Raw genomic sequence first — 13440 nt, 5'->3', positions numbered from 1 at the left:
CGAAAAAAAAATTGCTCTGATAATAAAGAAAAGCCTCGTTTTTTACAAGGCAATTACGCGTATCAATAACGGTTTATGTCAATAAAGCTAAACTTTTAGCAACATTTCATTAATTATCAGCTACACCGCCAAATTCGTCGTTATAGAGAACCAGCAAAAGCGAATACAAAAGCGCTAGCCAAGCACCAAACTCGGTAAGGAAAAGCTTTGCATTGCAGCTAGGGAAATACGTTTTTCAGGCATAAAAAAACCGGCAAAAGCCGGCTTTTTAAAAACATAAAGATAAATATTAACGTTTTGAAAATTGTGGCTTTTTACGAGCCTTGTGTAAACCAACTTTCTTACGTTCAACTTTACGCGCATCACGAGTAACGAAACCAGCATTACGTAGCGAGCCACGTAGTGTTTCATCAAACTCCATTAATGCACGAGTAATACCGTGACGGATCGCGCCAGCTTGACCTGAAATACCACCACCAGTTACTGTGATGTTAAAGTCAAATTTTTCTAACATTTCCACTAACTCTAATGGTTGACGAACAACCATACGAGCCGTTTCACGACCAAAGTATACCGAAATGTCACGTTTATTAATTGTGATTGCACCGTTACCAGCTTTCATGAACACACGAGCCGTTGAGCTCTTGCGACGACCAGTACCGTAATATTGATTATCAGCCATTGCTTAAAGCTCCAAAAGTTGTGGTTGTTGTGCAGTATGCTTGTGTTCTGTACCCGCGTAAACTTTAAGTTTACGGAACATTTCACGACCTAAAGGACCTTTAGGTAACATACCCTTAACTGCGAATTCAATAACGCGTTCTGGCGCTTTTTCAATTAGCTGTTCAAAGCTAACTTGCTTAAGGCCACCAACATATTCTGTATGCGAGTAGTAAATTTTACCTTTCGCTTTGTTGCCAGTTACTTTTACTTTCTCAGCATTGATAACAACGATGTAATCGCCAGTATCTACATGAGGAGTATATTCTGCTTTATGCTTACCGCGTAGACGACTTGCAATTTCAGTAGCGATACGACCTAAAGTTTTATCTTCGGCGTCCACTAAGAACCATTCGCGTTGTACGCTCTCTGGTTTAGCTACAAAAGTTTTCATTAAAAAACCCAATTTTATAAATGTTACTTAAATAATAACCTAAGAAAGTCTCAAGTTATCCGTTAAAGACTACGCCATTGCCCCTTCGAGCATCGAGTCCGTTGCCTATTCTCTGGAAAAAAGAATACGCTTTGTAACGTAGGGAGCGCGGATTATACAGAATAATAAAAAAAAGATCACGCCTAATTTTTAATCTTTTTGCTGTCTTTGCAAAAAGTATTCTCCGCATAAATTGTTGCCGGCTCTGTGCCTTTTAAAAAGGCGCTCATCAATGATCTAACAAGCATTTCACATGTTAATTGAGCGACTTAGCTGACATTATGGTAAGTGCTCACTAGCTAAGTATTCATGGGATTGCATTTCTTGCAGCCGACTCAGACAGCGCTTAAACTCGAAACTCAAACGCCCGCCGCTATAGAGTTGTTCTAGCGCAACTTCTGCTGACATAATTAGTTTCACGTTACGCTCGTAGAACTCATCAACTAAAGCAATAAAACGACGAGTGCTGTCGTCATTTTCAGCCCCCATTTGGCTAACATTAGCGAGCAATACCGTATGATATAGCCGGCTCAATTCCATATAGTCACTTTGACTGCGTGCTGACTCACACAATGTAGAAAACTCAAAGTGCACCACCCCTTTTGACTCTTGTACCGTCATCAGTTGCCGGTTATTAATCTCGATCACCTTGCCCGCTTGGCCAGGTTCAATTGACAACTGTCGAAAGTAATGCTGTAAATTTTCGTCAGCTTGTTGGTCTAAAGGGAAATGATAAATCTCTGCTTGTTCGAGCGTTCGCAAGCGATAATCAACACCGCTGTCAACATTAATGACATCACAATAGCTATTGATCAATGAAATAGCAGGTAAAAATCGCTCGCGTTGCAAACCATTGCGATAAAGCTCATCTGGAATAATATTCGACGTGGCCACCAATGTGACATTATGCGCAAATAGCTCTTCAATTAACGTGCCCAAAATCATGGCATCGGTAATATCTGAAACAAAAAACTCATCAAAACAAATAACACAAGTTTCATCAGCAAAGCGTTTTGCAATAATTTTCAAAGGGTCGGCTTGACCATGCAGTGTTTTTAGCTCGGCATGTACTCGATGCATAAAACGATGAAAATGCACACGCATTTTATTATTAAAGGGCAAACAATCATAAAATGTGTCGACTAAATAGGTTTTACCACGGCCAACGCCGCCCCAAAAATAAAGCCCTCGAATAAATTTAACCTTGGGTTTAGCCACAATTCGTTTCCACCGATTGAGCACTCGTTTAAAACCCGTTACCGGCAAAGGCTGAGTCACTAAGTCTTCATAAAGGCGCTGCAAATTCTTTACGGCATTTTCTTGTGCCGCGTCAAAAAGAAAATCTTCGCGAGTTAAATCTTGCCGGTACTTTTCAATAGGGGATAAGTTAATCATTTAACAACCGTTTCAGGCCCGTTGGCTTTATTTAATTTCAACGTTTCGCCGCTCAGCGCTTGAAAAATGCTTTTTAGCAAATATATTCATTAGGCAAGTAGCGTGAAGCACGTTATATTGAATAGGATTGAAGCTTATTTTCGCTAATTTTTTCCATGAATACAATGAAGGTACAGAAATATGAATGTTGTTTTAGGGTTCGGACTATTTATCTTAGGTGCTGTCGTCGGCTATATTGCAAACAAAATGCTGTCTTCTTCAGCGCAAGCCTCGCAAAAGCTTGCTGAAAAAGCCAGCCAAACCGAATCTGAATTAGCACAGTACAAACTCGATGTCGCTGAGCACTTAGAAAGCTCAGCAAAGCTGCTCGAGCAAATGAACAACACCTGTCAAACTGCGATGGCACAAATGGCGGAAAGCACACAACTTTTACAACAAGTAACCCCTGATAATATCGAAAGCATGCCGTTTTTCTCCAAAGAAACCCAAGAGCAGCTGGCCCAAACCGTCAACTTACGACATAACAAAACAGCTCGCGTAAATGATGAAACGGCAACTGAACCGCCATTAGACTACTCTGACGCACCTAGTGGCTTGTTTGATGATAAGAAACAAAGTGTTACAAATGCAGCATCTAATAGTTAGGAACTAATTTTTTTATTCTATGTCTTTAATTGGGTATAAATACTTTAGTTAGGAGTTTTCTAATATATGAAAAAGTTATCTTTTTTTATCAATACGGTATTACTCTCTGGGACGATCGCTATCGCTAGTCTGCCTGCGCAGGCCGCGCTACCAAGAGCAGTGAATGATCAAGCTTTGCCAAGTTTGGCGCCAATGTTGGAGCAGGTAACGCCGAGTGTGGTTTTAATTTCCGTACGCGGCACCCATGAAGTACAGCAACGTGTCCCCGAAGCGTTTCGATTTTTCTTCGGCAATCCCCGCCTAGGTCAACAGCAAGAAAGACAATTTCGTGGTTTAGGGTCTGGGGTTATTATCGATGCCGATAAAGGCTATATCGTTACTAACAGCCATGTCATTAAAGATGCGGAAGAAATACAAATAACGTTAAAAGATGGCCGACAACTAGAAGCAAAGAAAATTGGTGGCGATGAAGCCAGTGATATTGCGTTGTTGCAAATTGACTCTGATGACCTAGTCGAAGTAAAAATCGCCGATTCAGATGACCTGCGCGTTGGCGACTTTGCTGTTGCGATTGGCAGCCCGTTTGGCTTAGGGCAAACCGTCACCTCTGGCATCGTAAGTGCGTTAGGCCGCAGTGGTTTAAATATTGAAAATTATGAAGACTTCATTCAAACCGATGCCGCAATTAATAGTGGTAACTCAGGTGGCGCGTTAATTAACTTGCGTGGTGAGCTGATTGGTATTAATACGGCCATTCTCGGTCCTAATGGCGGTAATGTTGGTATTGGCTTTGCTATTCCAAGTAACATGGTCAAAAACCTCGTTAACCAAATCATTGAGTTTGGTGAAGTACGCCGCGGCGTATTAGGCGTTGCAGGGCGTAGTGTCACCAGTGAAATTGCTAAAGCCATGGAGCTTAATATCAATCAAGGCGCTTTTGTTGAACAAGTTACCCCCGACTCTGCGGCTGATGAAGCTGGTATACGCGCCGGTGACGTGATCACTAAAGTCAATGGCAAAACAGTTAAAACCTTCAATGAGCTTAGAGGAAAAATTGGCTCAATTGGTGCTGGAAAAACCGTAAAAATCACGGTTATTAGAAAAGATGGCAAAGAGAAAGTCTACAAGGTTACCTTGAAGAAATCTGCCGCAGCCAAGATAGAAGCCGCCAGCTTACATCGAATGCTAGATGGCGCGAAACTGGAAAACAACGAACAGGGTAATGGCATTGTCGTCACCGATATCGCAGAAAATAGCCCGGCAGCAGCCATTGGCTTGCGTAAAGGGGATGTTATTAATGGCATCAACCGCCAACGTATTAGCAACTTAGGAGAATTACGCAGCTATTTAAATGACCATAAAGGCGTTTTTGCACTCAATATTCGACGCAACAATAGCTCACTATTCTTAATGATTCGTTAGCACACGTTAACCTAAAGTAGCTAACTATGCTCTAGGCAAAAGCCTGTCTCTTCGACAGGCTTTTTTACAAATATACTGCTGCTTGATTTCAAGCTAACAAAGTAAGCGCTAACTTTAGCCTGCTATACTAAGTAGCAGTGGCTATTTACGTTTACGTTCTTCATCCACAATGACAGAAATAGAAAATAAGGAAGGTGCACCATGGCCAGTGGTTGGGCTCCTGAAGGGGCAGTACAAGATCAAATTGATGCGAGCATTGAAGACGCCGTCTCTCTAGCGCGCAGTCATTTACAATCGGGTACCAGTGCAGAATTTTGCGAAGCCTGCGATGTTGCTATTCCAGAAGCAAGACGCAAAGCCATTGCCGGCGTTAAATTATGTGTTGGCTGCCAATCCGAAAAGGAAACTGAAAATATTCAGACCAGCGCCATCAACCGGCGCGGAAGCAAAGACAGTCAATTAAGATAAAAAGCGACGCCACTAACATTTTAGCCTTGACTAAACTGCGCTTTATCAAGGCACTAACTTAAGTGCGTTTAACGGTTATTTTTGACAAAACTTTATCACGGTGAAGGCTTTATGTTAATCTAACAAAAATCATATTAATAAAAATAACTTTGTTGAAAATTATTCAAGCGCTTAAATTCATTTTCCGTTCTGCTAGCTACGGCGTTATGTTGGCTGTTGTGCTGTTACTGTTGGTGCCTGACTTTCGGGGTAAAAATATAAGCCCTTGGCAAATATTCAACTTAACAGAGCAAAAGCCACAACCGCTGTCATATGCAAAAGCCGTTCGGCTAGCCGGCCCTGCTGTAGTGAATATTTATTCTGAAGATATCCAGGTCGACCCTATATATGGCCGGCAACCCAGAAAGGTCACCCGCTTAGGCAGTGGCGTCATTATGCATAACCAAGGTTATATCTTAACCAATTTCCATGTCGTGCAAAGTGCTGATTTAATTGTGGTTGTGTTACAACGCGGTCAAGAGCTTCATGCTGAGCTAATTGGCTATGATACTTTAACTGATCTCGCAGTGCTAAAAGTCCAGGCAAGTAATCTGCCTGTTATCCCCCAAAGCAGTACCTTAACAGCACAAGTGGGTGATGTGGTTTTAGCGATAGGTAATCCATTAAATTTAGGACAAACTGTTACCCAAGGTATCGTGAGTGCCACAGGTCAAAGTGGCCTAAGTACCAGCTACTTGCAGTTTTTACAAATGGACGCTGCCATTAATGAGGGTAACTCAGGTGGTGCCTTAATTAACTCTAATGGCGAGTTAGTCGGCATTAATTCAAGAAAATTTACTCAAGCCAATTCTAACCTTAATATTCAAGGCATCTTTTTTGCTGTACCTTACCAGCTTGCCCATAAAATTATGTTAAAAATTATAGAACATGGCCGGGTAATTCGTGGTTGGCTTGGTGTTGAAGCTAACGACTCCGTTGCCAGTTTGAAAGGTTTTGTTATTGGCGCCGTAACCCCCAACAGCCCCGCCATGAAAGCCGGTTTAAAATCAGGCGACGTGGTGTATCAAATCGATGACATTCCACTGCAAAACGTCAAACAAGGTTTAGATGTGGTGGCTGAGGCTACACCTGGTAGTGTACTAAATTTTAGGGTATCGCGAGATAATCAACAGCTAGTCATACCCGTCACCATAGCTGAAGTGCCAAACTAGCGCCAATGACAAAAAATAGCGCTAAAAAAATCCAGCGTAATGCTGGATTTTTTAATTTTACGTTAGCTAGCTCACGCTAATACGTTGAATATTGGCACCTAAGGCTTGCAATTTATCTTCAATTTTTTGATAACCGCGGTCAATATGATAAATACGGTCAACTTGCGTCTCAGTCGTTGCCACTAAGCCGGCAATAACGAGGCTAGCCGATGCACGCAAGTCAGTCGCCATCACCTGAGCACCCTTTAATTGCGCAACCCCTGTACTGATTGCGGTATTACCTTCTAAGCTGATATTAGCGCCCATTCGCTGTAACTCAGGCACATGCATAAAGCGGTTTTCAAAAATCGTTTCGGTTACTGTGGCTGTACCTTGGGCGATCACGTTTAAGGCAACAAATTGCGCTTGCATATCCGTTGGAAACGCGGGGTGCGGTGCAGTGCGTATATTCACGGCATTTGGCTTGCTCGGCATTTCAAGTGCAATCCAATCCTCACCTGTGGTAATAATGGCCCCTGCTTCTTGCAGTTTACTAATCACCGCCTCTAAGGCAGTAGGATCCGTATTTAAACACTTTATTTTACCTTGAGTTGCCGCTGCCGCCACTAAAAAGGTACCCGTTTCTATCCGATCTGGCATCACTGAGTAACGCTCACCACAAAGCGTTTCAACGCCAGTAATGGTTAAGGTATCGCTACCCGCCCCCATCACTTTTGCACCCATGCTGTTCAAGCAATTAGCTAAATCAACAATTTCAGGCTCCCGTGCCGCGTTTTCGATCACGGTCGTGCCCTGGGCAAGCGCTGCAGCCATCATTAAGTTTTCTGTGCCGGTCACGCTTACCGTATCCATAAAAATATTTGCGGCCTTTAAGCGCCCGTTATTTTTGGCAATGATATAGCCGTTTTCAACCTCAATATCGGCCCCCATAAGCTTTAAGCCCTGGATATGCAGATTAACTGGTCGTGCGCCAATTGCACAACCGCCGGGTAGCGAAACTTCAGCATGACCGAAGCGCGCTAATAATGGCCCCAAAACTAAGATTGACGCGCGCATAGTTTTTACTAACTCATACGATGCCCGACAATGCTCAATATTACTGGCATCAATTAATAAACTGTCATCACTTAGCCACTGACATTTTGCACCAAATTGCGACAACAATTTAATGCTAGTTTCGATATCATTGAGTTTCGGAACGTTGGCAAAGGTTACGGGCGTTTTAGAAAGTAATGCCGCCATTAAAATAGGCAGTGCAGCATTTTTAGCGCCTGAGATCATGACCTCGCCGTGTAGTGGTTGCCCACCGATAATTTTAAATGCGTCCAATAGTCTATTCTTTTCTGTCAGGATGAATTAAAGGGGTAAGTTAAACATTTTCTCACGTTGCCAGTCAGCGGTTGTGAAAGTTTTTATTGATACCGCATGAATTACGCCATCGTTAATTACTTGTGCTAATGGTGCGTAAATTGTTTGCTGTTTTTTGACACGGCTTAATTCACCTAAAAAGTCTGCTACCGCAATCACTTTACATTGCGAACCATCAAATGCCACATGTATTTCGTCTAATTCAACCGCATCGGTAATTAGCTTTTCTATATCTTTTACTTCCACTTTCTACTCCAAAATAGCGTTTAGGTTAGCTGTGTTCTATCGGCAGTAAGTCCGCTACCGCACTTAACTTCGCCAGCTTTAGTAAATCATCAGGTAAATTAACTAATTTAATATCACAATCTTTGCTGGCTGCCAGCTCAATCAATAATAAAATCCAAGCCAAACCAGCAGTGTCTATTTGACTAACCTTAGCCAAGTCTAAGGTGATCGCTTTTTGATCAACGAGTTTGCGATATTGCTTATCAAAGCTGCGTGTTATTGTAGCACGCGTTAGTGCGCCATTAAAAACCGCGCTCTGCTCTGTTTGTTGAACCTTTATCATCTTTTACTAACAACCTTATAGTGCGTTATGCTTGCTTAATATTGTTGAGCAACTGTCTTGCAATCGTTATTTAAAAACAATATCTCTAGCGCTTTTTTCTTCAAGCATTTTAGTAACATGTGTCAGGCCTTTTTGGCGAATAATACTACTTAACTCAGCTTGCTTGCTGTCAAGTAGACTCACACCTTCTGCCACCATATCGTACGCTTTCCACTCACCAGTTTTCTTGTGTTTGCGTACCCGAAATGAAATATTAATTGGCGGTCGTCCAGGCTCAATGACACTGGTATCTACTGAAACCACACGCTGCTTAGCAAAGTCTCTTGCTGGTGCAAATTCTACTTTTTGTTGATTATATAAGGTAAAGACTTGGGCGTACGAGGTGATCAGATACTCACGAAATGCAGGCACAAATGCGGCCCGTTCTGCTTTGGTGGTGCTTTTAAAGTTACTGCCAATCACTTTATATGCCGCGTACTGGTAATTGATATACGGCATTAATTCTTCGCGGACAATCTCTTTTAATAAATTTGGCTCAGCTCTGATCGCCGTTTGCTCTTTTGCAAAGCGTTTAAAAGTAATATCGGCTACCGTTTGGATCATCAAATAAGGGTTCTTTTTATCAACCTCTGCATTAGCACTGCCGCTTACGGATAAGAGTAAAGCAAACCCCCATAAGTAGACTATGTTAAAAAGTGAGCTTTGCATCATTAATCACCACTACCTTGGCTAAATAAAAACTGTCCGATCAGTTCTTCTAACACCAACGCTGGCTTAGTGTCTTCGATAAAGTCACCAGGCTGTAAAGTATCAACGGACACATCAATAAAGCCCGGTAATAACCCAACATACTGCTCGCCTAAAAGGCCTGCTGTTAGTATAGATACAGAAGTGGCTTCAGAAAAATTGTTATATTGTGCGTAAATATCAAGTGTAACCACCGGCGTATAGTCTTCACTGTCTAGGGCAATTTTGCTAACCCGCCCCACGACAACACCACCGACCTTAATAGGCGATCGCACTTTCAAGCCACCAATATTATCAAACTTGGCATACAGCTGATAAGTCTCTCCATTCCCTGAAATACCGCTATCAGCAACTTTAAGCGCCAACATCAATAAAGCCGCTATACCAATAGCAGCAAATAACCCGACCCATAACTCTATTTTTTTCGACACCATGTCTTCCACCAAATTGAAAAAATATTTATCTTATTAACCGCGCTTACTAATTCGTAAACATTAAAGCGGTTAACACAAAATCTAACCCTAAAACCAACAATGAAGATTGTACAACTGTCGAGGTTGTCGCTCGGCTAATACCTTCCGATGTTGGCTGACAGGCATAGCCTTTGTAAACTGCTATCCAAGTCACCACAAAAGCAAACACAACACTTTTGATAATGCCATTTAAAATGTCTTTTTCAAATGACACCTGCGCCTGCATAACTGACCAAAAAGTACCACTATCAACCCCAAGCCAATCTACGCCTACTAAGTGCGCCCCTAGAATACCAACCGCCGAGAATATTGCCGCTAATAAAGGCAAGCTGATAAAACCGGCCCAAAATCTTGGTGCAACCACACGACGCAAAGGATCAACCGCCATCATTTCCAAACTCGAAAGCTGCTCTGTGGCTTTCATTAAGCCAATTTCTGCAGTCAATGCTGAGCCTGCTCGACCGGCAAATAGTAACGCCGCAACTACCGGCCCTAATTCGCGTAATAACGACAATGCCACCATAGGCCCTAAACTCGCTTCCGCGCCATAGCCGACTAAAATAGTATAGCCTTGCAGCGCCAATACCATACCGATAAACAAGCCAGAGACAACAACAATAATTAAGGATAACACGCCCACCGAATACAATTGATTAATCAATAACGGTGCGCCTTTTCGAAAGTTAGGTACATGTAACAAGGCCGAACTTAACATCATTAAGGCGCGACCTAAGCCGGAAATTAAGGCAATAATACTGGCACCAAATGCTTGCAACTGCTTCACGACTTATTACCTCGTCCTATGAGTTCTTCTTTGTATGATGCGGCAGGATAATGAAATGGCACTGGGCCATCCGCTTCACCTTGCACAAACTGCTGCACTAACGGCGAGGTTTGTGCATGAATTTCTGCGGGTGTGCCTTGGCCAATGATTTTCTTTTCAGCAATAATGTAAATATAATCGGCAATGCTCATTACCTCAGGAACATCGTGGGACACCACGACAGAGGTTAACCCAAGGGCTTGGCCTAATTCTCGAATTAAACGTACTATTACGCCCATTGAGATCGGATCTTGGCCGGCAAATGGCTCATCATAGAGTATAAGCTCAGGATCTAAGGCAATTGCACGAGCTAACGCTGCTCTGCGCGCCATACCACCAGAGAGTTCACTGGGGTGTAAATGTCGCGCGCCACGCAAACCAACCGCCTCTAGTTTCATTAACACCATTTTTTCAATAATATCTTCCGATAGTTCAGTATGCTCGCGAATAGGGAAGGCAATATTGTCGTATACGTTCATATCGGTAAATAAAGCCCCGCTTTGAAACAGCATGCTCATGCGTTTACGCACCTCATACAGCTTATTACGCGATAATTGCTCAATATCATGACCCGCAAAATTTATCCGACCAGCATCTGGTTTTATTTGCCCGCCAATTAAGCGCAACAAGGTGGTTTTTCCGATACCACTTGGCCCCATGATGGCGGTCACTTTACCCTTTGGAATGGACAAACTGATGTCATTGTAAATAACACGCTCTTCACGACGAAAGGTCATGTTTTTAATATCGACTAAAATTTCTGACATATAGCTGGGAAAACATCACGGTTAATTATTGTCTTATAACTAACAATTCTAACGCAGCGCATCAACTCAGTCATTACAAATTAGCAAATAATTATCGCGAAAAGAGTAAGAAAAAGTGTGCAGCTTGTAACTAAGTGTCATTTTTTGTCACTCGTTCAGTAAACTCCATGCTCTTTACTTCATATTGCAGGCTAAGCTATTGTTCCGCATTCTTTGCTGTTTCTTGCCGAGATAAATCAACAACAAAGTCACAGCTAAAGGCTATTTTGTCAGATTTTATTTTGAATCTTCGTGCCAAAAATAGCAGAAAAAGCTTATACTGCCGCCGATAACACGAAAATAAGAATGAATAGGCTGTCATCCATTAACCACCATGGTTTATAATTCCCATTTTATTCAATAACACCGCTTTACCATCGCCTAACAGGAGCATTGCATGCTAATTCAAATTTTAATCTTATTACTTTCACTAGTAGCATTAGTGTGGAGTGCAGATAAATTTGTCTTTGGCGCCTCATCATTAGCGCGAAACCTTGGCGTTTCTCCCATGATCATTGGCTTAACCATAGTGGCTATGGGGTCATCTGCCCCGGAAATGATGATAGCTGCCACCGCGTCATTACAAGGCAACCCTGATACCGCAGTCGGTAATGCCATCGGCTCCAATATCACCAATATTGCCTTAGTGTTAGGATTAACGGCACTTTTTCACCCCTTATCTGTGTCCTCCTCAACTATTAAACGTGAAATTCCGTTAATTTTAATGGTAACTGCTGTCGCTACCTATATGCTTGCTAATAATCATTTTAGCTTTATAGAAGGCTTAATATTATTTGTCGGTTTTGTGCTGTATATCGCTACTCTCTTAATCGTGACCTTAAAGCGAGCCAAGCAAAATCCTATCGACGATAAAATGGTACTTGAAGCCGAGCAAGAAGTGCCGGTAGGTGTCAGCACGCAGCGCGCTGTGCTTTGGCTCGCGGTAGGTATTATCATACTGCCACTGAGTGCGCATTTTTTAGTTGACTCTTCTATCTTTATTGCCAAAGCTTTTGGTATTAGTGACTTGGTTATCGGTTTAACCGTTATTGCCATAGGCACCAGCTTACCTGAGCTAGCGGCCAGTATTATGAGTATTATTAAAAAAGAAGACGATCTCGCGCTTGGTAACATTATCGGCTCTAACATCTTTAATATTCTTGCCGTATTATCACTAGCAGGCTTAATCGCGCCTGGCGATATTGACCAAGCAGCCGCCTCTCGTGATGCTCCTTATATGCTCGCAACTACCTTTTTGCTGTTCATCCTTTGTTTTAGCCGCACAAGAAAGTTTCGCATCACGCGAGCGAAAGGGTTACTATTGCTAGCCGTATTTATTGGCTACCAAGCCTTACTATTTAGTCAAATTAACGCCTAACCATTGGGTTTATAGCAATGAAAAACTTTAAACAATTAGCACTGAACGTCATTGATATTGAGCAACAAGCCATTGCTGAATTAGCAGGCTTTATTGATGATAATTTTGCTCAAGCCTGTGAATTAATGTTTAATTGTTCGGGTCGTGTCATTGTGATTGGTATGGGCAAGTCGGGTCATATTGGTGGTAAAATAGCAGCAACGCTTGCCAGCACAGGCACACCAGCATTTTTTGTACACCCGGGCGAAGCTAGTCATGGCGACCTTGGCATGATCACCGCTAACGATGTCGTGCTCACCATTTCCAATTCAGGTGAAACTGGTGAAGTATTAGCCATTATTCCAGTATTAAAACGTATTGGTGCCAAACTGATTGCCATGACGGGCAATCCCGAATCGACACTAGCCAAACTTGCTGATACCCATATTTGTGTGCAAGTTTCACAAGAAGCGTGCCCGTTAGGGTTAGCACCAACATCCAGTACCACTGCCACGTTAGTTATGGGCGATGCCCTTGCCGTTGCGCTGCTAAATGCCCGCGGCTTTACCGCTAATGACTTCGCACTTTCGCATCCAGGTGGCAGCTTGGGCAGAAAACTTTTATTACGCCTAAACGATATTATGCACCAAGGTGAGCGCTTACCTTGTGTTGGCGAAACGGCAAAAATAAAAGATGCCTTGGTTGAAATGTCATTAAAAGGTTTAGGTATGACGGCCATAGTTGATGATCAGCGGCAGCTACGAGGCTTGTTTACCGATGGTGATTTACGACGCATTCTCGATGCAAAGGTTGATATTCACCAAGACAGTATTACCAGCGTCATGACTGAAAAGCCCTATGTGGCTAAACATGATATGCTAGCCGCAGAAGCATTGAAAATAATGGAAGATAAAAAAATCAATGGCTTAATAATTGTCAACGATAAAAATCAGCCGATTGGTGCTATGAATATGCATGACTTATTGCGCGCTGGAGTACTTTAA

16 protein-coding genes are annotated in these 13440 nt (G+C 42.4%); 6 read left to right on the top strand and 10 right to left on the bottom strand.

Annotated features, from left to right (window positions below; translation table 11 throughout):
• Positions 1–289: 289 nt before the first annotated feature.
• From rpsI to zapE, 3 genes are all read right to left on the bottom strand, one after another.
• Positions 290–682: a 30S ribosomal protein S9 gene (rpsI, locus tag B6K83_RS07975; protein ID WP_085284398.1), complete on the bottom strand. Its 393-nt coding sequence runs from the start codon at positions 680–682 to the stop codon at positions 290–292.
• Positions 683–685: 3 nt separating this feature from the next.
• Complete coding sequence (gene rplM, locus B6K83_RS07970) at positions 686–1114, bottom strand: 50S ribosomal protein L13 (RefSeq protein WP_085284397.1); 429 nt, start codon at positions 1112–1114, stop codon at positions 686–688.
• A gap of 318 nt (positions 1115–1432) precedes the next feature.
• Positions 1433–2548 carry a cell division protein ZapE gene (gene zapE, locus B6K83_RS07965; protein WP_085284396.1) on the bottom strand — a complete coding sequence of 372 codons (1116 nt, stop codon included), beginning with the start codon at positions 2546–2548 and terminating at the stop codon, positions 1433–1435.
• 180 nt (positions 2549–2728) lie between these two features.
• Between zapE and B6K83_RS07960 the strand changes: the two genes are divergently transcribed.
• From B6K83_RS07960 to B6K83_RS07945, 4 genes are all read left to right on the top strand, one after another.
• Positions 2729–3193, top strand: coding sequence for a YhcB family protein (locus B6K83_RS07960; protein WP_085284395.1), 465 nt, complete (start codon positions 2729–2731; stop codon positions 3191–3193).
• A 66-nt stretch (positions 3194–3259) separates the two neighbouring features.
• Entirely contained in the window at positions 3260–4615 is a 1356-nt protein-coding gene (locus B6K83_RS07955) for a Do family serine endopeptidase (RefSeq protein WP_085284394.1), read from the top strand.
• A gap of 201 nt (positions 4616–4816) precedes the next feature.
• A complete protein-coding gene (locus B6K83_RS07950) occupies positions 4817–5083 on the top strand; it encodes a DksA/TraR family C4-type zinc finger protein (protein WP_085284393.1) in 267 nt (88 codons plus the stop codon).
• Between the two features lie 149 nt (positions 5084–5232).
• The gene (locus B6K83_RS07945) at positions 5233–6294 is read left to right on the top strand and encodes a trypsin-like peptidase domain-containing protein (RefSeq protein WP_332888833.1); all 1062 of its coding nucleotides are present in this window, start codon (positions 5233–5235) and stop codon (positions 6292–6294) included.
• Between the two features lie 66 nt (positions 6295–6360).
• Here B6K83_RS07945 and murA read toward each other — a convergent pair whose 3' ends face one another.
• The 7 genes from murA to mlaF all read right to left on the bottom strand — a co-directional run bounded on the left by murA (position 6361) and on the right by mlaF (position 11040).
• Positions 6361–7623 carry a UDP-N-acetylglucosamine 1-carboxyvinyltransferase gene (gene murA, locus B6K83_RS07940; RefSeq protein ID WP_085284391.1) on the bottom strand — a complete coding sequence of 421 codons (1263 nt, stop codon included), beginning with the start codon at positions 7621–7623 and terminating at the stop codon, positions 6361–6363.
• 27 nt (positions 7624–7650) lie between these two features.
• Positions 7651–7908, bottom strand: a complete 258-nt coding sequence (locus B6K83_RS07935) for a BolA family protein (RefSeq protein WP_085284390.1) — start codon at positions 7906–7908, stop codon at positions 7651–7653.
• Between the two features lie 25 nt (positions 7909–7933).
• Entirely contained in the window at positions 7934–8230 is a 297-nt protein-coding gene (locus tag B6K83_RS07930) for an STAS domain-containing protein (protein ID WP_085284389.1), read from the bottom strand.
• Between the two features lie 66 nt (positions 8231–8296).
• On the bottom strand, positions 8297–8941 hold the full coding sequence (locus tag B6K83_RS07925; protein WP_085284388.1) for an ABC transporter substrate-binding protein: 645 nt from the start codon (positions 8939–8941) through the stop codon (positions 8297–8299).
• A complete protein-coding gene (gene mlaD, locus B6K83_RS07920) occupies positions 8941–9411 on the bottom strand; it encodes an outer membrane lipid asymmetry maintenance protein MlaD (RefSeq protein WP_085284387.1) in 471 nt (156 codons plus the stop codon). The genes B6K83_RS07925 and mlaD overlap by 1 nt, the downstream gene beginning before the upstream one ends.
• A 46-nt stretch (positions 9412–9457) precedes the next feature.
• Positions 9458–10234 carry a lipid asymmetry maintenance ABC transporter permease subunit MlaE gene (gene mlaE, locus B6K83_RS07915; protein WP_085284386.1) on the bottom strand — a complete coding sequence of 259 codons (777 nt, stop codon included), beginning with the start codon at positions 10232–10234 and terminating at the stop codon, positions 9458–9460.
• Positions 10231–11040 (bottom strand): phospholipid ABC transporter ATP-binding protein MlaF, encoded by an 810-nt coding sequence (gene mlaF, locus B6K83_RS07910; RefSeq protein WP_085284385.1) that lies wholly within the window; start codon positions 11038–11040, stop codon positions 10231–10233. The genes mlaE and mlaF overlap by 4 nt, the downstream gene beginning before the upstream one ends.
• Positions 11041–11476: 436 nt before the next feature.
• Here mlaF and B6K83_RS07905 point away from each other — a divergent pair, with 436 nt between their 5' ends.
• Entirely contained in the window at positions 11477–12457 is a 981-nt protein-coding gene (locus B6K83_RS07905) for a calcium/sodium antiporter (RefSeq protein WP_085284384.1), read from the top strand.
• A gap of 11 nt (positions 12458–12468) precedes the next feature.
• Positions 12469–13440 carry a KpsF/GutQ family sugar-phosphate isomerase gene (locus tag B6K83_RS07900; protein ID WP_408607200.1) on the top strand — a complete coding sequence of 324 codons (972 nt, stop codon included), beginning with the start codon at positions 12469–12471 and terminating at the stop codon, positions 13438–13440.

This window comes from Colwellia chukchiensis (assembly GCF_002104455.1).
Taxonomy (GTDB): Bacteria; Pseudomonadota; Gammaproteobacteria; order Enterobacterales; family Alteromonadaceae; genus Cognaticolwellia; species Cognaticolwellia chukchiensis.
Note: the sequence above shows the minus strand (reverse complement) of the source record. Positions and strands in the feature narration are given on the sequence as shown.

Excerpts from the sequence above, each read along its gene's own strand:
- rpsI (WP_085284398.1), bottom strand. The coding sequence starts at position 682 with ATGGCTGATAATCAATATTACGGTACTGGTCGTCGCAAGAGCTCAACG.
- rplM (WP_085284397.1), bottom strand. The coding sequence starts at position 1,114 with ATGAAAACTTTTGTAGCTAAACCAGAGAGCGTACAACGCGAATGGTTC.
- zapE (WP_085284396.1), bottom strand. The coding sequence starts at position 2,548 with ATGATTAACTTATCCCCTATTGAAAAGTACCGGCAAGATTTAACTCGC.
- B6K83_RS07960 (WP_085284395.1), top strand. The coding sequence starts at position 2,729 with ATGAATGTTGTTTTAGGGTTCGGACTATTTATCTTAGGTGCTGTCGTC.
- B6K83_RS07955 (WP_085284394.1), top strand. The coding sequence starts at position 3,260 with ATGAAAAAGTTATCTTTTTTTATCAATACGGTATTACTCTCTGGGACG.
- B6K83_RS07950 (WP_085284393.1), top strand. The coding sequence starts at position 4,817 with ATGGCCAGTGGTTGGGCTCCTGAAGGGGCAGTACAAGATCAAATTGAT.
- B6K83_RS07930 (WP_085284389.1), bottom strand. The coding sequence starts at position 8,230 with ATGATAAAGGTTCAACAAACAGAGCAGAGCGCGGTTTTTAATGGCGCA.
- B6K83_RS07925 (WP_085284388.1), bottom strand. The coding sequence starts at position 8,941 with ATGATGCAAAGCTCACTTTTTAACATAGTCTACTTATGGGGGTTTGCT.
- mlaD (WP_085284387.1), bottom strand. The coding sequence starts at position 9,411 with ATGGTGTCGAAAAAAATAGAGTTATGGGTCGGGTTATTTGCTGCTATT.
- mlaF (WP_085284385.1), bottom strand. The coding sequence starts at position 11,040 with ATGTCAGAAATTTTAGTCGATATTAAAAACATGACCTTTCGTCGTGAA.
- B6K83_RS07905 (WP_085284384.1), top strand. The coding sequence starts at position 11,477 with ATGCTAATTCAAATTTTAATCTTATTACTTTCACTAGTAGCATTAGTG.